Source organism: Marilutibacter penaei (genome assembly GCF_014145395.1).
Lineage (GTDB): Bacteria > Pseudomonadota > Gammaproteobacteria > Xanthomonadales > Xanthomonadaceae > Marilutibacter > Marilutibacter penaei.
Genome location: NZ_JACHTE010000003.1, coordinates 231,915 through 248,857 on the forward strand (window position 1 = coordinate 231,915; position 16,943 = coordinate 248,857).

The 16,943-nt window shown below is 69.5% G+C and carries 16 protein-coding genes and 1 pseudogene; 5 read left to right on the forward strand and 12 right to left on the reverse strand.

Going from position 1 to position 16,943, the window contains the following annotated elements:
• Positions 1-9: 9 nt before the first annotated feature.
• The 9 genes and pseudogenes from H4F99_RS05280 to H4F99_RS05320 form a co-directional block, all read right to left on the reverse strand.
• Positions 10-966 (reverse strand): alpha-L-glutamate ligase-like protein, encoded by a 957-nt coding sequence (locus H4F99_RS05280; RefSeq protein WP_182668683.1) that lies wholly within the window; start codon positions 964-966, stop codon positions 10-12.
• Positions 963-2,504 (reverse strand): inactive transglutaminase family protein, encoded by a 1,542-nt coding sequence (locus H4F99_RS05285; RefSeq protein WP_182668684.1) that lies wholly within the window; start codon positions 2,502-2,504, stop codon positions 963-965. The genes H4F99_RS05280 and H4F99_RS05285 overlap by 4 nt, the downstream gene beginning before the upstream one ends.
• Positions 2,501-3,061, reverse strand: coding sequence for an ATP-dependent zinc protease family protein (locus H4F99_RS05290; protein WP_182668685.1), 561 nt, complete (start codon positions 3,059-3,061; stop codon positions 2,501-2,503). The genes H4F99_RS05285 and H4F99_RS05290 overlap by 4 nt, the downstream gene beginning before the upstream one ends.
• A 129-nt stretch (positions 3,062-3,190) precedes the next feature.
• Positions 3,191-3,529 carry a Na+/H+ antiporter subunit G gene (locus H4F99_RS05295; RefSeq protein WP_182668686.1) on the reverse strand — a complete coding sequence of 113 codons (339 nt, stop codon included), beginning with the start codon at positions 3,527-3,529 and terminating at the stop codon, positions 3,191-3,193.
• Positions 3,526-3,801 (reverse strand): K+/H+ antiporter subunit F, encoded by a 276-nt coding sequence (locus tag H4F99_RS05300; protein ID WP_182668807.1) that lies wholly within the window; start codon positions 3,799-3,801, stop codon positions 3,526-3,528. The genes H4F99_RS05295 and H4F99_RS05300 overlap by 4 nt, the downstream gene beginning before the upstream one ends.
• Before the next feature lie 47 nt (positions 3,802-3,848).
• Positions 3,849-4,334 (reverse strand): Na+/H+ antiporter subunit E, encoded by a 486-nt coding sequence (locus H4F99_RS05305; RefSeq protein ID WP_182668687.1) that lies wholly within the window; start codon positions 4,332-4,334, stop codon positions 3,849-3,851.
• Entirely contained in the window at positions 4,331-5,887 is a 1,557-nt protein-coding gene (locus H4F99_RS05310) for a monovalent cation/H+ antiporter subunit D (protein ID WP_343064141.1), read from the reverse strand. Before H4F99_RS05310 ends, H4F99_RS05305 begins: the two co-directional genes overlap by 4 nt.
• On the reverse strand, positions 5,884-6,231 hold the full coding sequence (locus H4F99_RS05315; RefSeq protein ID WP_182668688.1) for a Na+/H+ antiporter subunit C: 348 nt from the start codon (positions 6,229-6,231) through the stop codon (positions 5,884-5,886). The genes H4F99_RS05310 and H4F99_RS05315 overlap by 4 nt, the downstream gene beginning before the upstream one ends.
• Before the next feature lie 38 nt (positions 6,232-6,269).
• Positions 6,270-9,017 (reverse strand): annotated as a pseudogene (locus H4F99_RS05320) (monovalent cation/H+ antiporter subunit A); the annotation flags it as partial.
• A gap of 143 nt (positions 9,018-9,160) precedes the next feature.
• On the opposite strand from H4F99_RS05320, the gene H4F99_RS05325 reads away from it, so the two are divergent.
• The gene (locus tag H4F99_RS05325; RefSeq protein WP_182668690.1) at positions 9,161-10,048 is read left to right on the forward strand and encodes an SDR family oxidoreductase; all 888 of its coding nucleotides are present in this window, start codon (positions 9,161-9,163) and stop codon (positions 10,046-10,048) included.
• A 4-nt stretch (positions 10,049-10,052) separates the two neighbouring features.
• Here H4F99_RS05325 and H4F99_RS05330 read toward each other — a convergent pair whose 3' ends face one another.
• The 3 genes from H4F99_RS05330 to H4F99_RS05340 all read right to left on the reverse strand — a co-directional run bounded on the left by H4F99_RS05330 (position 10,053) and on the right by H4F99_RS05340 (position 12,615).
• The gene (locus tag H4F99_RS05330; protein ID WP_182668691.1) at positions 10,053-10,958 is read right to left on the reverse strand and encodes a DMT family transporter; all 906 of its coding nucleotides are present in this window, start codon (positions 10,956-10,958) and stop codon (positions 10,053-10,055) included.
• Between the two features lie 114 nt (positions 10,959-11,072).
• On the reverse strand, positions 11,073-11,582 hold the full coding sequence (locus H4F99_RS05335) for an Mpo1 family 2-hydroxy fatty acid dioxygenase (protein ID WP_182668692.1): 510 nt from the start codon (positions 11,580-11,582) through the stop codon (positions 11,073-11,075).
• Between the two features lie 103 nt (positions 11,583-11,685).
• On the reverse strand, positions 11,686-12,615 hold the full coding sequence (locus H4F99_RS05340; protein WP_343064150.1) for a phosphoribosylaminoimidazolesuccinocarboxamide synthase: 930 nt from the start codon (positions 12,613-12,615) through the stop codon (positions 11,686-11,688).
• Positions 12,616-12,843: 228 nt separating this feature from the next.
• Between H4F99_RS05340 and H4F99_RS05345 the strand changes: the two genes are divergently transcribed.
• The 4 genes from H4F99_RS05345 (at position 12,844) to trpE (ending at position 16,856) form a co-directional block, all read left to right on the forward strand.
• Positions 12,844-13,182: a J domain-containing protein gene (locus H4F99_RS05345; protein ID WP_182668693.1), complete on the forward strand. Its 339-nt coding sequence runs from the start codon at positions 12,844-12,846 to the stop codon at positions 13,180-13,182.
• Positions 13,183-13,195: 13 nt separating this feature from the next.
• Positions 13,196-13,867: a ribulose-phosphate 3-epimerase gene (gene rpe, locus H4F99_RS05350; protein ID WP_182668694.1), complete on the forward strand. Its 672-nt coding sequence runs from the start codon at positions 13,196-13,198 to the stop codon at positions 13,865-13,867.
• Between the two features lie 333 nt (positions 13,868-14,200).
• Positions 14,201-15,211 (forward strand): lipid kinase YegS, encoded by a 1,011-nt coding sequence (gene yegS / locus H4F99_RS05355; protein ID WP_182668695.1) that lies wholly within the window; start codon positions 14,201-14,203, stop codon positions 15,209-15,211.
• A 148-nt stretch (positions 15,212-15,359) separates the two neighbouring features.
• The gene (gene trpE / locus H4F99_RS05360; protein ID WP_182668696.1) at positions 15,360-16,856 is read left to right on the forward strand and encodes an anthranilate synthase component I; all 1,497 of its coding nucleotides are present in this window, start codon (positions 15,360-15,362) and stop codon (positions 16,854-16,856) included.
• Positions 16,857-16,943 lie beyond the last annotated feature (87 nt).

A 16,943-nucleotide genomic window follows, 5' to 3' on the forward strand; every position in this document is an offset into this window, starting at 1 on the left:
GGTCGTGGGTCAGGCGGGTTGCCCGGCGAACAGTTCGCGGACGAAGCGCGCGCGCTCCGGTGCGGTGAGGGCCGGGTCGGCGACCGCGTCGATGCGTTCCAGCCGCTCGCGGAGGCCGCGGCGGTTGGCGACCTGGATCGCGAGTCCCGGGCGCGCGTTGAGCTCGAGGATCAGGGGGCCGCGGTCGCGGTCGATCACGATATCGACCCCCAGGTAGCCCAGGCCGGTGAGCTCGTGCCCGCCGGCGGAGAGCTCGAGGATGCGGTCCCAGCCGGGGATCTGCACGCCCTCGAGCGGTTCCATCGAATCCGGGTGGCGATCGACCGGTTGGCCATGCCACACCCCGTGGCCGGTCAGGCCGCTGGCGATGTCGATGCCGGTGCCCACCGCGCCCTGGTGCAGGTTGGCCTTTCCGCCCGACGAGCGTGTCGGCAGGCGCAGCATGGCCAGCACCGGGTAGCCGCGATGCACGATCACACGCACGTCGGGCACCCCGAGGTGCGAGATCGCATGGAACACGTTGTCCGGCTTCACCCGGTACTCGATCATCGCGCGGTCCGGCCGGCCGCCGAAGCTGTACATGCCCGAGAGAATGTTGCCGAGGTGGTAGGCCACGTCGTCGCGGCTCATCCGCGTGCCGTTGATCTTGAGGTAGCCGCCCCCGAGCTTGCCGGCGATGACGACGATGCCGTCACCGCCTGCCCCGCGCGCGGGCTTGACCACGAAGTCGTCGCGCCCTTCGAGCATCGTCTCGAAGCGGCGTGCATCGTGGTAGCTGGATACCACCCCGTAAAGCTCCGGCACGGCGAGACCGGCATCCAGCGCGAGCTGTTTGGTCAACAGCTTGTCGTCGACGCGCGGGTACAGCCGGCGCGGGTTGCGCTCGGCGATGTACAGCGCGTTGCGTGCGTTCATGCTGAGCACGCCGGCACGCTTCAGTTCGCCAGGCAGCGCGAACCACCTCATGGCGTGGATCCACCCTTGCCGGCGAGCGCCCGGAAGCGCAGCAGTTCGCTCAGGCGGTAGCCGGTGTAGCGGCCCAGCATCAGCGCCACCGCGAGGACCAGCAGCAAGGCCTCGGGGAACACGAACACGAAATACTCGACGCGCTCGTTGAACATGACCAGGTAGCAGGCCACCGCCACCACCAGGCTGCCCACGGCCTGGGTGATCGCGTCGCCGGGGCCGTGCTCCTCCCACACGATGGAGATGCGCTCGATGGTCATCGCCATGATCACCATCGGGAACAGTGCGACCGACAGGCCGACGTCGAAGTCCAGCCGGTAGGCGAGCAGGCTGACCAGCAGCATCAGGATGATCACCACGATCACGACCACCGCCAGCCGTGGCACCAGCAGCAGTTTGAGGTGCTCGAGGTAGAAGCGCACCCCCAGGCCCGCGGTCACGATCACGGTGAACAGCAGCACGCCGGACGCCAGGTCGGTTTCCCGGAAGGCGAGCGAGATCAGCACCGGCATGAAGGTGCCGAATGTCCGGATGCCGATGACGTTGCGCAGCAGCACGATGAGCAGGATGCCGATCGGCACCAGCAGCAGGGTGCGGTAGACGTTCTGCACGTGCACCGGCAGGTTCGACAATGCGTATGCCATTACCGGCGAACCGGTCAGGGCGGTCTGCCGGTTCACCAGGTCCAGCGCGGGCTCGAACTTGCGGCTGGTGGACAGGCGCAGTTCCACGTGGCGCGCGTTGTCGGCCTGGAACATCGGCGTGTCGCCGTGCCACCAGATGAGGAAGTCCGGCGGATAGCCGTGGCTGGCGTCGGCCGGATTGATCGCGATCCAGCGCTCGCCGTTGTTGACCTCCAGCCAGGGCTCCGGCCGCGGGTCGCTGACCCCCTCCGCCAGCCGGATGCCCCAGACCGTGCGCGCGGGGATGTGGGCGCCGGCCAGCACGTGGATCGCGGTGCGCGTCCGCGCCTCCCGTGATGCGGGTTGCGGCAGCAGCAACTGCACGTTCTCGTCGTTGGCGGGATTCGCCAGCTTCTGCACCAGCAGCGAAGAGAACGTCGCGATGTCGGCGGACTTGCTGCGGACTTCATCGAGGATCGCCTCGACCGCAGCGCCCTCCAGCTCGCCGTAATCCGGCGTGGTTTCCAGCGCCGGCACCGCCTCGTCGACGGGTGCGCGGGCGTGGCGCGCGATGGTGGCCCGGTAGTAGAGCGCCTGGGGCCCGCTGGCGCGCCGGATGCTCCACAAGGCGACGCGGTTGTCTCCGCGCATCTCGGTCTGGACGCCGTACCCGCGCGAGACGAAGTTCTCGTCCAGGACCATGAAGCCCGGTGGCTGCGCCGGTATGGCGAGTTCGGCCTTGATGCCGACGTGCTCCTGGTCCGGGTCGAAGCCCAGGCGCGCCTCCACCACCCAGCTGGCCACCTCCTCTTCCGGACTGAGCGGGAAGCCAAGCACGCGTGCCTTGTAGGCGATCAGCCCCAGCGCGGTGGCGGCCAGGACGATCGCGAGGATGCGCAGGTGCCAGCGCTTCATGCGTGCCCTGCCACCGTCGCCGCCGCGTCGTCGCGGCCGGCACCGGCGTCATCGCAGTCCGGGCGCCGGACGAACGTCTCGCCGGAGTCGACGACGATGTGCCCGGCGAGGAAGTTGCGTCCCACCAGCACGGGATAGACGAATGAACTGCGGTCCACCAGCGTGAACTCCTCCTTGCGGTAGGTGGACCCGACGCACATGCGCATCTCGACGACCGGGCGCCGCTGGGTCTCGCCGCTGTGGCGGCGGATGCGAACGTGGCGGACGACGCGCGCCTCGAACGTCTCCTCCACGTCATGGTCCTCGTCACGCACCACGAAACGGACATGGCGCTTGCCGTCCTTCCGGAACTCCTCGATGTCCTCGGCCGTCAGGGACGACGTCGTCGCGCCGGTGTCGAGCTTGGCCTTCAGTCGCAGGGGGCCGCGGCCGATGTCCACCCACTCGATCCAGCCCAGGATGTTCTTGCCGGAGGGCGCCGGGTCCCTCGCGTACAGGTTGGGTGCGACCGCCAGCAGGCCGGCGGCACAGATGCCCAGGAAGCGTTGCTTGCTCATCGATCGAGGTCCGGGCCACGAAAAGGGTGGCCTGCAAACCCGCAATCGTACCGGGGCCGGGCCGACTTGTAAGGGGCGGACCGGCCTCGCCCCGCGGAAATGGGAACCGGGTCGTGCCGCGGACGCGCCTCAGGCGCCGTCGTCGCTGCCCGGCGCCGGGGGCTCCGGCCGTTGGCGCGGGTCCAGCTTCAGGGCTGCCAGCGACATCAGGTGGGCGCTGACCGGCGCGGTGATGAACAGGAACAGGGTGATCAGGACCTCGCGCAGGCCAAGGCCGTCCCCCAGCCAGGCGTGGTGGCCGATCGAGGCGATCAGCACGCAGCCCACGCCGAGCGTGGTGGCCTTGGTTGGCCCGTGCAGGCGCTTGAAGAAGTCCGAGAGCTTGACCAGGCCGAAGGAGCCGACCAGCACGAACCCGCTGCCGACCAGCAGCAGCGCCGCCAACGCGATTTCAAGCACGATGTTCATTCGACGATGTCCCGCCGCAGCACGTACTTGCTGAGCATCACGGTGCCCACGAACCCCAGCATCGCGATGATGAGCGCGGCCTCGAAGTAGATCGCGCTGCGCAACTGCATGCCGAACAGGATCAGGCCGGCGATGGTGTTGATGTACAGCGTGTCCAGCGCGAGGATGCGGTCCGGCAGGCTGGGCCCCTTGAGCAGCCGGTAGAGGCTCATCAACAGGGCGATGCCGACCATGTAGAGGGACGCCAGGATGGCGCCGTCGACCAGCGACATGCCAGTCGGGACGGCGCCGCCGGCGGCGACGAGCGATGCGGTCGGGCTCACGGGAAGATCTCCTTCAACAAGGTCTCGTAGCGCGCCTTGATCTCCGCCACCTGCGCCTCCGGGTCCTTGAGGTTGAAGCAATGCACCAGCAGGTGGCGGCGGTCCTCGCTGAGTTCGGCCGACACGGTGCCGGGGGTGAGCGTGATGATACTCGCCAGCGCGGTGATGCCGTGGATGCTGGTCAGGTCCAGCGGGATCCAGATGAAGCCCGGGGTCAGCACGCGCTCCGGGCCCAGGATCCGGCGGGCAACCTCGATGTTCGACAGCACCATGTCCCACAGCACGCGGCGGCTCAGCTGGAGGATGGCGATGGTCCGGCCGAAGCTGGCGCGCTCGGGCTCCAGCATGCCGGCCATCCACGGCAACAGCAGGGCCAGGATCACGCCAATGGCCAGTTGGCCCAACGAGAAGTCCGCGACCAGCAGCAGCCACAGCACCAGGACCGCCAGGCTCAGTGGCAGGGAAGGCGTCAGGCGCTTCATGGCGACGGCTCCCGAAGCTGGGGCCGCGTGGTGTGGGCGGCCTCGACGTAGTCCGCCGGAGCCAGCAGTTGCCCGGCGGCGGCATCCACGTAGCGCAGCACCGGGCCGGCGAACACGGTCAGCGCGATGCCATAGCCGAGCAGGAGTACCGTCGCCAGCACCTGCACGCGCGCCGGTGGCGCCGGTACCGGCGTCGTCTCCGGCCAGGGTTCGGCGCGCCAGAACACCTGGCTGGCGGTCCGTGAAAGCGCGACCACGGCCATCAGCCCGGTCAGCAGCACCACCGTCCAGACCCAGCCCATCCGGGCGTGCGGGACCGCATCCAGCAGCAGCGTCTTGCCGATGAAGCCCGACAGCGGTGGCAGGCCGCTGACCGAGACCGCGGCGACCGCGAACATCAGGCCGAGCAGGGGCGCGTGCCGCAGCGGGCCGTTGGTGTCGAGGTTGTCGCCGACGCCACGCTGGCGGCGGATGAGGTCGACGATCAGGAACAGCGCGCCGGCGACGAAGGTGCTGTGCACCAGGTAGTACAGGCCGGCCGCGATCGACGCGCGAGTATCGAGCGCGATCGCGATGAACAGCGTCGCCGCCGAGGTGACCACCAGGAAGGCCGCGAGCATGCGCAGGCTGGAACTGGCCAGCGCACCCAGCGTCGCCAACACCAGCGTGACCAGGCCCGCGGGCAGCAGCCACGCCCAGGCCCAGTCGGCCAGCGCCGCGGCGGGCGTGCCCAGCGCGAGGTCGCCGAACACCAGCGTGTACACGCGCAGCACCGCGTACAGGCCGACCTTGGTCATGACCGCGAACAGCGCCGCCACCGCGGCCGGCGCGCGCGAATAGGCATTGGGCAGCCACAGGTACAGGGGTGCGAGCGCCGCCTTGGCGCAGAACACCACCAGCAGCACGCCCGACGCGGCGCGGATCAGCGCGACGTTGGCGGGATCGGCCGCGGCCACGCGCGCCGCCATCTCGGCCATGTTGAGCGTGCCCAGCAGGCCGTAGAGCAGCCCGAGCGCGATCAGGAACAGCGTCGATGCGGTGATGTTGAATACCACGTAGTGCAGGCCGGAGCGCATCCGCGGGCCGCGCCCGCCGCTGAGCAGCAGGCCGTAGGAGGCGATCAGCATCACCTCGAAGAACACGAACAGATTGAACAGGTCGCCGGTCAGGAACGCGCCATTGAGGCCGGCGAGCTGCAACTGGAACAGCGCGTGGAAGTGGATGGCGCGGCGGTCCCAGCCGGCACAGGCATACAGCAGGCAGCCCGCGGCCAGCAGCGTGGTCGCCAGCACCATCAGCGCGCCGAGGCGGTCGACCACCAGCGCGATGCCCAGCCGCGCGGGCCAGTCGCCCAGCAGGTAGGCGGTGATCCGTCCTTCGTCCGCCTGTGCAACGAGCGCGATCGAGATGGCCAGCAAGGCGAGCATGCCCGTCGCCGCGAGCGCGCGCTGCACGGCGATGCCGCGACGCTCGACCAGCAGCATCACCGCGCCGAACAGCAACGGCACGACGATCGGAAGCACCGGCAGGTGTTGGGCGAAGGCCAGGCTCACGGCATGCCCTCGCCGCCGGCATCGACGTGGTCGCTGCCATTGTCGGCGCGGCTGCGGATCGCGATCACGATGGTGACCGCGGTCATCGCGAAGGCAATCACGATCGCGGTCAGCACCAGGGCCTGCGGCAGCGGATCGGTGTAATGCGCCAGGGTGGGTGCGATGCCGTCGCGCAGCACGGGCGGTTTGCCGACCACCAGCCGGCCAGACGAGAAGATCAGCAGGTTCGTCGCATACGACAGCAGCGTCAGGCCGAGGATGACGTCGAAGCTGCGCGCGCGCAGCAGCAGGTAGACGCCACCGGCGGCGAGCAGGCCGATCGCACTGGCGAGGGCGAATTCCATCAGGCGGGCTCCTGTGCGGTCACGGCCGGCTTCGTTTCCCGGGGCGGGCGGATCGTGCCCATCATCGACAGGATCAGCATCGCGCCCCCGAAGACGACCAGGTACACGCCGGTATCGAAGATCATGGCGCTGGCCAGAGGCACCTCGCCGATCAGCGGCAGGCGGGGTTCGGCGTGCCCGCTGGTCAGGAACGGGTAGCCGAGCAGCATCGAGCCGACGCCGCCGAGCGCGGCGATGACCAGGCCTGCGCCAATGCAGGCGACGTAATTGAAGCCCAGCCGCGACTCGACGTACTGGGAGCCCAGCAACACGTACTGCAGCAGCAACGGCACGGTCAGCACCAGGCCGGCGATGAACCCGCCGCCCGGCGCATTGTGGCCGCGCAGGAACAGGTAGGCGGATACCGCCAGCGCCAGCGGGAACAGCAGGTGGCTGAGGTTCGACGGCATCGGCAGCGCACCCGGCGGCCCCGGGATGCGCGCATCGGCGGCGATGCGGGCCCGCCGCAGCATGGCATGCACGACCAGGCCCGCGATGCCGAACACGGCGATCTCGCCAAAGGTATCGAACCCGCGGAAATCCACCAGGATCACGTTGACGACGTTGCGGCCGTAGCCCTCCGGCAGCGAGCGCGCCAGCAGCTCGCCGGCGACGGTGTCGGCCGGGCGCGTCATCATCGCGTAGGCCAGCGCGCCGATGCCGAGGCCCACGACCCCGGCGATCGTCGCGTCGCGCCAACGCCGGGCGACCTGGTCGGTGCGCACCGACTCCTGCGGCAGGTAGTTCAGCGCCAGCAGCATCAGCGCGATGGTCACCATCTCGACCAGCAGTTGGGTCAGCGCGAGGTCGGGTGCCGACATCAGCACGAACATCAGGCTGACCGCCAGGCCCACCGCGCCGATCACCACGAGCGCCACGAGGCGCTGCCGGTGCAGGACGACGGTACCGACCGTCGCCAGCACCAGGATCGCCCACGTCGCCCAGCCCAGCGCCGGCATGGGCTGGCTGCTCCCCAGCCCCGACTGCAGGCCCGACACGGTTGCGACGCCGCTCAATGCGACCAGGGAGACCAGCACCCACCACAACGAGCGCTGCAGGCTGCCGTTGGTGAGATGGAAGGTGATGCGCCGCGCACCCATCAGCACGGCGCGCGTGTTGACCCGGAACAGATGGCGTCCGATCGCATGCCGGGCGACGGCATGCAGGTTGATCAAGCGGCGCAGGCCCAGGTACAGCAGTGCACCGCCGACCACGCCGCCGAGGCTCATCATCAGCGGCATGTTGAAACCGTGCCAGATCGACAGGCTGTACTCGGGCACGGCGTCTCCGAGCACGCCCTGCGCGGCGGTCGCCAGCACCGGGGCCACGGTCCAGGCCGGCACCACGCCCACGGCCAGGCACAAGGCCGCCAGGATGCCGACCGGGATGCGCATGAAGCGCGGCGGTTCATGGATCTCGCGGTCGACCGCGCGGGGGCCTTCGCCGAAGAAGGTGTCGTGGACGAAGCGCAGGCTGTACGCCACGCCGAACACGCCGGCCAGGAAGGCCGCCACCGTCATCGCGATCCGCATCGCCGCGTGACCCTCGATCTCCAGCGCCTGGGCGAAGAACATCTCCTTCGACAGGAAGCCGTTGAGCAGCGGGATGCCCGCCATCGCCAGCGAAGCGACGATCGCCAACACGCTGGTGTAGGGCAGGTAGCGGCGCAGGTTGCCCAGCCGGCGCATGTCGCGGGTGCCGGTCTCGTGGTCGATGATGCCGGCCGCCATGAACAGCGAGGCCTTGAAGGTCGCGTGGTTCAGGATGTGGAACAGGCCGGCGACCACGGCGAACGGCGTCGACAGGCCGAACAGCAGGGTGATGAGGCCCAGGTGCGAGATCGTCGAGTAGGCCAGCAGGCCCTTCAGGTCATGCTGGAAGATCGCATTCCATGCGCCGACCAGCAGGGTGATCGCGCCGATCGCACTGACGACGTAGAAGAACAGGTCGGTTCCCGCGAGGACCGGGTACAGCCGCGCGAGCAGGAACACGCCGGCCTTCACCATCGTCGCCGAGTGCAGGTAGGCCGACACCGGCGTCGGCGCCGCCATGGCGTGTGGCAGCCAGAAGTGGAAGGGGAACTGCGCGCTCTTGGTGAAGATGCCGGCCAATACCAGGCCGAGGATGGCCGGGTACAGCGGATCGGCGCGGATCAGGTCGCCGGCGGCCAGCACGGCGTCCAGCTGGAAGCTGCCGACCACCTGGCCGATCAGGATCACGCCGCCGAGCAGGGCCAGTCCGCCTGCGCCGGTGATGGTCAGCGCCATGCGCGCGCCCTCGCGCGCCTCGCTGCGGCCCGACCAGTAGCCGATCAGCAGGAACGAGGTGATCGAGGTGAGCTCCCAGAACACCGCCAGCAGCAGCAGGTTCCCGGCCAGCACCATGCCGAGCATGGCGCCCATGAACAGCAGCAGGTAGCCGAAGAATTTCGGGGCGTCTTCCTCCCGGCCGAGGTAGTAGCGCGCGTACATCACCACGAGCGCGCCGATCGCCAGCACCATCAGCGCGAACATCCACGCCAGCCCGTCCATCCGCAGCGAGAACATCAGCCCGATCTGCGGGATCCACGGGTGGGTGGACTCGGGCACGTTGCCCGACATCACCGCAGGGGTCATCGTGGCGAGCAGCACCAGCCCCGCGAGCGGCGCGAGGCCGGCCAGCCAGGCCGTGGTGCGACGGGATGCCGAACGCAGGAGCATCACCACCAGGGCGATCACGAACGGCAGGGCCAGCAGCAGTTCCAGCATCTCGCTCCAGTGTCGGTGCGGCGCAGCGCAAGGGCAGCGGGGGAGGTGGGGCGCGAACGGCTTCCGTTCGCACCTGCGGCCGCCCATTCTACCCGAAGGCCCGTGCCCGCCCGCCATGCCGGAAGGCCCCGTATGCTGTGCCGATGGCCGACACTTCCGCTGCCCGCACGCGACATGCCCTGCTGTTCGGGGGCAGTGGACAGATCGGCCAGGCGCTCCTCGACCGCCTGTGCGGGGCGGGCTGGCGGGTCACCGCGGTGTCGCGCGAGCCGCAGCCGGCGCGAGCCGGGGTCGACTGGCGCCTCGGCGGCTTCGAGGACCTGCCGGTTCTGCCGCTGCGGGTCGACGCGGTGTTCAGTGCCGGCCCGCTGGACCGTTTCTCCCACTGGTATCGCGACGTCGGCGTGCGGGCCCCGCGCGTGGTTGCCTTCGGTTCGACCAGCGTCGACACCAAGGGCGATTCGGTCGACGCCGCCGAGCGCGACGTCGCCCGCCGGCTGGTCGAGGCGGAGGCCGCCGTGTTGGCCGCCGCCCATGCCCGCGGTGCCCACGCGACCCTGTTGCGCCCGACTCTGGTCTACGGCTGCGGCCGTGACGCGACGCTCAGCCGGGTGGCTGCACTGGCCGCGCGCTGGCGGGTGTTTCCGTTGCCCGAGGGGGCCCGGGGACTGCGCCAGCCCGTCCATGTGGAGGACCTGGCCGCGGCGGCGATGGCCTGTGTCCACGTGCCCGCCAGTTACGGCAAGGCCTATGCGCTGCCCGGCGGCGAGGCCCTGGCGTACCGGGACATGATCCGGCGCGTGCTCGCCTCCCTCCAGCCCCCGGCGTACTGCCTCGAGCTGCCGCCGCCGCTGTTCCAGCTGCTGCTGGGCCTGGCGAACGGCCTCGGGATGGCGCGCGGTCTCGGCGCCGCCGTGCCGAGGATGCGCGAGGACCTGGTGTTCGATGCCCGGCCCGCCATGCGTGATTTCGGCTATGCGCCGCGTCCGTTCGAGCCGGAGGCTTCGATGTTCCGGCCGATGGCGGCCTAAGGCCCTACAGCGTCTCCGATGCGGGCGGCAGGGGGGTGCGCTTCGCCTCGCGGCTCTTCTGCAGGGTGCGCAGGGCCACGCCCAGCACGCCGCCCAGCACCATCGCGCCGCCCATCCAGAGCTCCAGTCCCGGCCGGTCGCCCCAGAAGGCAATGCCCAGGCCGACCGCGATCACCGGCACCAGCAGCAGCCACGGGGTGACGGTAGCCACCGGGTGGCGCTGCACGAGCACGTAGTAGAGACCGTGGCCCAGCAGCGAGGACACCAGCGCCGCGTACACCGCACCCAACCACGCGACCGCGCTCCAGTCCGGGAGGCCGCGCAGCGCACCGGGCTCAAGCCACAGGCTGATCGCCAGCAGCGGCAGCACGCTGACCACCGCCGTCCAGCCCTGCTGGCTGAACATGTCCAGTCCCCGCAGCGGCTTCATCAGCACCGTGCCGACCGCAAGAAAGAACGCCGACACCAGCATCAGCACCAGCGCCATCGGCCGGTCCAGCACCATGGGATCGAAGCCCAGCACCAGCACGCCGCAGAAGCTGATGCCGATCGCAACCCCGGTGCGCCAGCCGAAACGCTCGCCGAGCACCAGCCAGGCGAGGATCGCGGTCATCGGCACATAGCTCTGCAGCACGATGGCCGCGGAGGACAGGTTGCCCGCCAGCTTCAGCGCCGAAAAGCTCAGGCCGAAATGCAGCACGCCCACGCACAGGCAGACCGCCAGCAGGCGTGGCCATTGGCCCGGCGGCGGTCGCTTCATCACGAACGCCAGCGGGATGGCCAGCAAGGCGAAGCGCAGCGCGGTGAACAGGAACGGCGGGATCTCGCGCATCGCCAGCGCGGAGGTGAGGAAATTGAAGGCCCAGGCCAGTACGACCAGGAGCAGGAGAAGCAGGTCACGGGTGGGCATGGCGACGGCCGCGGGCCCGGATCATGGGCCGCTACCTGTCCAGTAGACCACGCACTGCCGGCCGGCGACAGGCGCGCGGAGAATCCGCCCGACCGGGGCAAGCCGACGGCGTACTCAGTAGCGCCAGCCGAGCTTGCGATACAGCTTGGAGAGCACCCAGGCCGGGCCGATCAGCAGGTAGCGAAGATCCGTCAGGAAGCTGGGTCGCTTGCCTTCGAACAGCTTGCTGTGGCCCACGAACTGCCCGACCCAGGCCACCACGAACACGCCGATCGCGATGTAGAGCAGGGTCTGCGTCCCGTAGATGCCGTGCAGCCAGCGGGTGAACCAGGCCATCAGCACGAACACCGCGAGCATGCCGAAGCCGAGCCGGCGCGAGGCGCGGTGATAGAACGCCCAGGTCGCGAACATGGCCAGGCCGGCCCAGAACCCCGGCAGGAACCAGCTTCCGGGCGAGGGGATGCACCACAGCAGGGCGATCACGCTCCAGAGGATCGCCGGCACGCAGACCACGTGGATCAGCTGGTTGCTCGGGTCCTGGTGGTCGTCGGAATAGTGGGCGAACCAGACGTCGATGGGGCGCGGGGTGACGGCGTCGGCAGTGGCATCGGAGGCGGCGTTCATGGCGGGCAGGTGCGCTGGCGTATGGACGCCCCGAGCATAGCGCCATGGCAGGTTCCACGCCCGCCGCGCCGCCGCATCGCGGATGGAAGGCGGCGAATTTCCGTCAGGCGACTTCGATGCCGGCCAGGCGCTGCAGGGCCTCGGCGTAGCGGGCACGGGTGCGCTCGATCACTTCAGCCGGGAGGGAGGGCCCGGGCGGTGTCTTGTCCCAGTCCAGCGTCTCCAGGTAGTCGCGCACGATCTGCTTGTCGTAGCTGGGCGGGCTGGTGCCGACTTCGTACTCGTCCGCGGGCCAGTAGCGCGACGAGTCCGGGGTCAGCATCTCGTCCATCACGTACAGGCGACCGTCGGCGTCGGTGCCGAACTCGAACTTGGTGTCGGCCAGCAGGATCCCGCGGGTAGCCGCGAAGTCCGCGGCGTAGCGGTACAGCCGCAGGGTCGCGTCGCGCACCGCCTCGGCCAGTTCGGCGCCGCACAGTTTGACGGCGGTGTCGAAGTCGATGTTCTCGTCGTGGTCGCCCACCGCCGCCTTGGTCGACGGAGTGAAGATCGGTTCGGCCAGTTTCTCGGCCTGGCGCAGGCCATCCGGCAGCGTGATGCCACTGACGCGCCCGGTGCGCTGGTAGTCCTTCCAGCCGCTGCCGATCACGTAGCCGCGCGCGATGCATTCGATCGGGACGGGCTTGAGCCGGCGCGTCACCACCGCACGCTGCAGGTAGGGTGCCGGATCGACCCCTGCGGGCAGCACCGATGCGACATCGATGCCGGTCAGGTGGTTACGGACGATGTGCTCGGTCTTGCCGAACCAGAAATTGCTGATCTGGCAGAGCATCGCGCCCTTGCCCGGGATCGGGTCGGGCAGCACCACGTCGAAGGCGCTGAGGCGGTCCGTGGCGACCATCAGCAGGCAGTCGCCCGGTGCGTCGGCCGGGAGCGTGGCGGCCGGCAGGTCGAACACGTCGCGGACCTTGCCGCGATGGCGCAGGGCCAGGCCCGGCAGGTCGGACTGTGACAGGACGTTCTGGTTCGCAATGCTGGACAACGCGGTGATCCCCGATCGGGCGCCATGGGCGCGTGCATGCCCCGTTCGGGCGGGGGCCGGGAAGCCCTGCCGCCGCGACAGGGCCGGCCAGTGTACGCCGGTCCGCGTCCGCGTGCAGGTACACTGGACAGAGGATTCCGGGCGCGGTGTCCCGGTTCTGGCGGCGGCGGTCATTGTCGCGTCGCGACCGGATCGATTCGAGACTTCAGAGGGAGCGCGATGCGGCGCTGGTACGGCAAATTGCTGGGGTTCATCGCCGGAGCCGCGCTGCTCCGCTTCAATCCCGTCCTTGGCGCGCTCGTCGGCCTGCTGGTCGGCCATGCCTTCGATGTCGACTGGTTCCGCCTGCGCCAGCGGACCAATCCCTACGCGGTGTTCGGCCTGACCGAGGAGGCCACCGATGCCGAGGTCGATCGCGCCTATCGCCGGTTGATCGGCCAGTACCATCCGGATCGGCTCGAGGGGGCCGCCCCGGAGCTGAGGCGCCAGGCCGAGGCCCGGGCCCGCGAGCTCAACGCTGCCTACGACCGCATCAAGACCCTGCGCAAGAGATCCTAGAAGAGACCCCATCATGCAGCCCACCGTCATCGCCCCGTCCATCCTGTCCGCCAACTTCGCCAAGCTGGGCGAGGAGGTCGACACCGTGCTCGCCGCCGGCGCCGACTGGGTGCATTTCGACGTGATGGACAATCACTACGTCCCCAACCTGACCATCGGCCCGATGGTGTGCGAAGCGCTGCGCAAGCATGGCGTGACCGCGCCGATCGACGTGCACCTGATGGTCGAGCCGGTCGACCGGATCATTCCCGACTTCGCCAAGGCCGGTGCCTCGCTGATCTCTTTCCATCCCGAGGCCAGCCGCCATGTCCATCGCAGCGTGCAGCTGATCAAGTCGGCCGGTTGCCAGGCGGGCGTGGTGCTGAACCCGGCCACCCCCGTCGAAGTACTGGACTACGTGCTGGAGGAGCTCGACCTGGTGCTGCTGATGTCGGTGAACCCCGGCTTCGGCGGCCAGTCCTTCATCCCGTCGGCGCTGGAGAAGCTGCGCGCGGTGCGGGCGATGATCGACGCGCGGGCCCCGCACGTGCGGCTCGAGATCGACGGCGGCGTGAAGGCCGACAACATCCGGGAGATCGCCCAGGCCGGTGCCGATACCTTCGTGGCGGGCTCGGCCATCTTCAATGCCGGCGACTATGCCGACGTGATCCGCCGCATGAGGGCCGAGGTCGACGCCGCGCGCTGAGTCCGGTTCTTGCCGATGAAGTGAAGCATCGGTCCTGGGTGCCCCTCCACCCCCGCCGAGCGAGGGGGCGCGCCGAAGGCGCCGGGGGTGTGGCAGCGCCGAAAGGGGCCCGAAGTCTGCGTTGCGAACCTGGGGTCTTTCGTGCGCCAGCGCGGAAAATATGGAGGCGATCCTGCCTCCGCCCGTCGTCCATGGGAATGGACTCCCATGCTCCGCGCGGACCGTGACACGCGCGTGTCACGGTCATGGCGGTTCCGAGTCATTCGACCGGTATTCAGCCTTTCGCCGCCTTCGTTCACGGCATCTCCCTCTCGCGCCGCCTAGGCTCGGCGCATGCCCATCGAACACCCGTCCCCCACGCCTCCCCGACGCTGGCAGCTCATCCTGCATGGCAAGGCCGCACAGGATGACGACATCCGCGCGGCGGTCCAGGCCATGCGGGATTCGGCCATCGACCTCGCCGTCCGCGTCACCTGGGAGCCCGGGGATGCGGAACGCTACGCCGACGAAGCCATCGATGCCGGAGTCGACGTGCTGGTGGCCGGGGGCGGCGACGGTACCGTCAGCGTGCTTGCCGCGTCCCTCGCCCGGCGCGAAGCCGATGGCGACCGGCTCCCTGCACTGGCCATCCTGCCGCTGGGAACGGCCAACGACCTCGCGCGCGCGGCCGGCATTCCCGAAGAGCCCGACGCCTGCCTGGCGCTGGTACGCGACACGCCGGCCACGCCGGTGGACCTGTTGCGGATCGACGCCGACGGCCAGGTCGGCTGGTGCGTGAACCTCGCCAGCGGTGGTTTCGGTACCGAGGCGACGACCGAGGCGGACGAAGGACTGAAAAAGGTGCTGGGCGGGCTCGCTTACTGGCTCACCGGCGTCGCCCGGCTGGGACGCATCGAGCCGCAGCGCGCGCGGCTGTCGGGTCCCGGCTTCGAGTGGCAGGGTGATTTCATCGCCCTGGGCGTCGGCAACGGTCGGCAGGCGGGCGGAGGACAGCCCCTGTGCCCGGAGGCGGTGATCGACGACGGGCGCCTGGACCTTACCGTGATTCCGCCGCTGGAGGGCGCCGTCGGACAGACCCTCGCGGCGGTGTTCACCGAAGGCAAGGTCGAGGCGCTCGAGTCGGTCGCGATACAGGAGCGGCTGGCCTGGCTTGAAATCGAAGCGGACGCGCCGTTGGCACTCAACCTGGATGGGGAGCCGGCCCAGGCGCGGCGCTATCGCATCGACTGCGTCGCGCGGCGCATCCGGATGCACCTTCCGCCGGGATGCCCGCTGCTTGGCGTTCCCGGCAATCCGGCGGGCCTGGAGCCCCCGGGCCCCGCACCGGTCCTGCAGCCGGCCTGAGCCGCTGCCGGGGGCCGCTCGCGATCGGCTAAAGTAGGGGCGATGAGAACCGGGGCGATCCAGCACTCCTGCCGTGGCGACACGGGTTGGCGATGGCACCTGCAGGCCGCCATTGCACTCGCCCCGTCGCACCCAAAGGAACTGCCGCGTGAACAACCCCGCCCGCACCGCTCTCTCGGCTGAGGACTTCCAGCGCCTCGCCGACGCTGGCCACACCCGCATCCCCGTCGTCCGCGAGGTCTTCTCCGATCTCGATACGCCGCTCTCGGTGTACCTGAAACTGGCAGACGGCCCGCACACCTATCTCTTCGAGTCCGTCGAGGGCGGCGAGCGCTTCGGCCGCTATTCGATCATCGGCCTCCCTGCACGCCGGGTGTATGCGTTCGCCGGGCACAGCCTGTTCGTCACCGAGCACGGTGAGCTCGTCGAGCACCGCGAGGTCGCCGATCCCTTCGCCGAAGTGGAACGCCTGCGTCGTGCGCATTCCGTGCCCGAGGTGGAGGGGCTGCCGGGCTTCACGGGCGGGCTGGTCGGCTGGTTCGGGTTCGAATGCGTGGGGTACATCGAGCCACGCCTGGCCGGCGGCGACAAGGAAGACCAGCTGGGGACCCCGGACATCCTGCTGATGCTGAGCGAGGAGCTGGCGGTGTTCGACAACCTGCGCGGTCGCCTCTACCTGATCGTGCATGCGGACCCGCAGGAGCCGCAGGCCTATGCACGGGCGACGCGCCGCCTCGACCAGCTCGTGCACCGGCTTCGACACGGCGGTACAAGCTACCCGGAAACGCTGGATCCCAACGGTCTGGAGGAAGCGGACTTCGTGTCGGGCTTCACCCGCGAAGGCTTCATCGACGCGGTCGAGCAGTCCAAGGAATACATCCGTGCCGGCGACATCTTCCAGGTCGTGCTCAGCCAGCGCCTTTCGGTGCCTTTCAAGGCGCGTCCGGTCGATGTCTACCGCGCCCTGCGTGCCCTGAATCCGTCGCCCTACATGTATTTCCTCGATGTCGGCGACATGCAGGTGGTCGGTTCCTCGCCGGAAATCCTCGTGCGCCTGCAGGACGGGACGGTCACCGTTCGGCCGATCGCCGGCACGCGACCGCGCGGCGACACGCCCGAGCAGGACGACGCGCTCGAAGCCGAACTGCTCGCCGACCCCAAGGAGCGCGCCGAGCACCTCATGCTGATCGACCTGGGCCGCAACGACACCGGCCGCGTATCCGAGGCGGGCAGCGTGCAGATGGGCGAGCAGTTCACCATCGAACGCTACAGCCACGTCATGCACATCGTCAGCGAAGTGACCGGTCGCCTGAAGGCGGGCATGAGCTACGCCGACGTGCTGCGCGCGACCTTCCCGGCCGGGACCGTCAGCGGTGCGCCGAAGATCCGCGCTCTGGAGATCATCCGCGAACTTGAACCGATCCGCCGCAACATCTACTCCGGCGCGGTCGGATACATCGGCTGGCACGGCGACGCCGACACCGCGATCGCCATCCGCACCGCGGTGATCCAGGACGGCCGCCTGTATGTCCAGGCCGGCGCGGGCATCGTCCATGACTCCGATCCGCGCAAGGAGTGGGAAGAGACCATGAACAAGGGGCGCGCGCTGTTCCGCGCCGTGGCAGAGGCGGCGCGCGGACTCTGAACGCGCGCGTTCCGTCTCATCCGTGGCCGGGACGCGCAGCTCCGCCAGGCATTCCCTACGCCGGCACGCCATGCACGCGTCCGGGTT

Bases quoted from the DNA above. Each gene is read 5' to 3' on its own strand.
- H4F99_RS05345 (WP_182668693.1), top strand. From the start codon at position 12,844: ATGCGGCGCTGGTACGGCAAATTGCTGGGGTTCATCGCCGGAGCCGCG.
- H4F99_RS05285 (WP_182668684.1), bottom strand. From the start codon at position 2,504: ATGAAGCGCTGGCACCTGCGCATCCTCGCGATCGTCCTGGCCGCCACC.
- H4F99_RS05295 (WP_182668686.1), bottom strand. From the start codon at position 3,529: ATGAACATCGTGCTTGAAATCGCGTTGGCGGCGCTGCTGCTGGTCGGC.
- H4F99_RS05300 (WP_182668807.1), bottom strand. From the start codon at position 3,801: ATGTCGCTGGTCGACGGCGCCATCCTGGCGTCCCTCTACATGGTCGGC.
- H4F99_RS05290 (WP_182668685.1), bottom strand. From the start codon at position 3,061: ATGAGCAAGCAACGCTTCCTGGGCATCTGTGCCGCCGGCCTGCTGGCG.
- H4F99_RS05315 (WP_182668688.1), bottom strand. From the start codon at position 6,231: ATGGAATTCGCCCTCGCCAGTGCGATCGGCCTGCTCGCCGCCGGTGGC.
- H4F99_RS05325 (WP_182668690.1), top strand. From the start codon at position 9,161: ATGGCCGACACTTCCGCTGCCCGCACGCGACATGCCCTGCTGTTCGGG.
- H4F99_RS05280 (WP_182668683.1), bottom strand. From the start codon at position 966: ATGAGGTGGTTCGCGCTGCCTGGCGAACTGAAGCGTGCCGGCGTGCTC.
- H4F99_RS05335 (WP_182668692.1), bottom strand. From the start codon at position 11,582: ATGAACGCCGCCTCCGATGCCACTGCCGACGCCGTCACCCCGCGCCCC.
- H4F99_RS05330 (WP_182668691.1), bottom strand. From the start codon at position 10,958: ATGCCCACCCGTGACCTGCTTCTCCTGCTCCTGGTCGTACTGGCCTGG.
- H4F99_RS05305 (WP_182668687.1), bottom strand. From the start codon at position 4,334: ATGAAGCGCCTGACGCCTTCCCTGCCACTGAGCCTGGCGGTCCTGGTG.
- rpe (WP_182668694.1), top strand. From the start codon at position 13,196: ATGCAGCCCACCGTCATCGCCCCGTCCATCCTGTCCGCCAACTTCGCC.
- yegS (WP_182668695.1), top strand. From the start codon at position 14,201: ATGCCCATCGAACACCCGTCCCCCACGCCTCCCCGACGCTGGCAGCTC.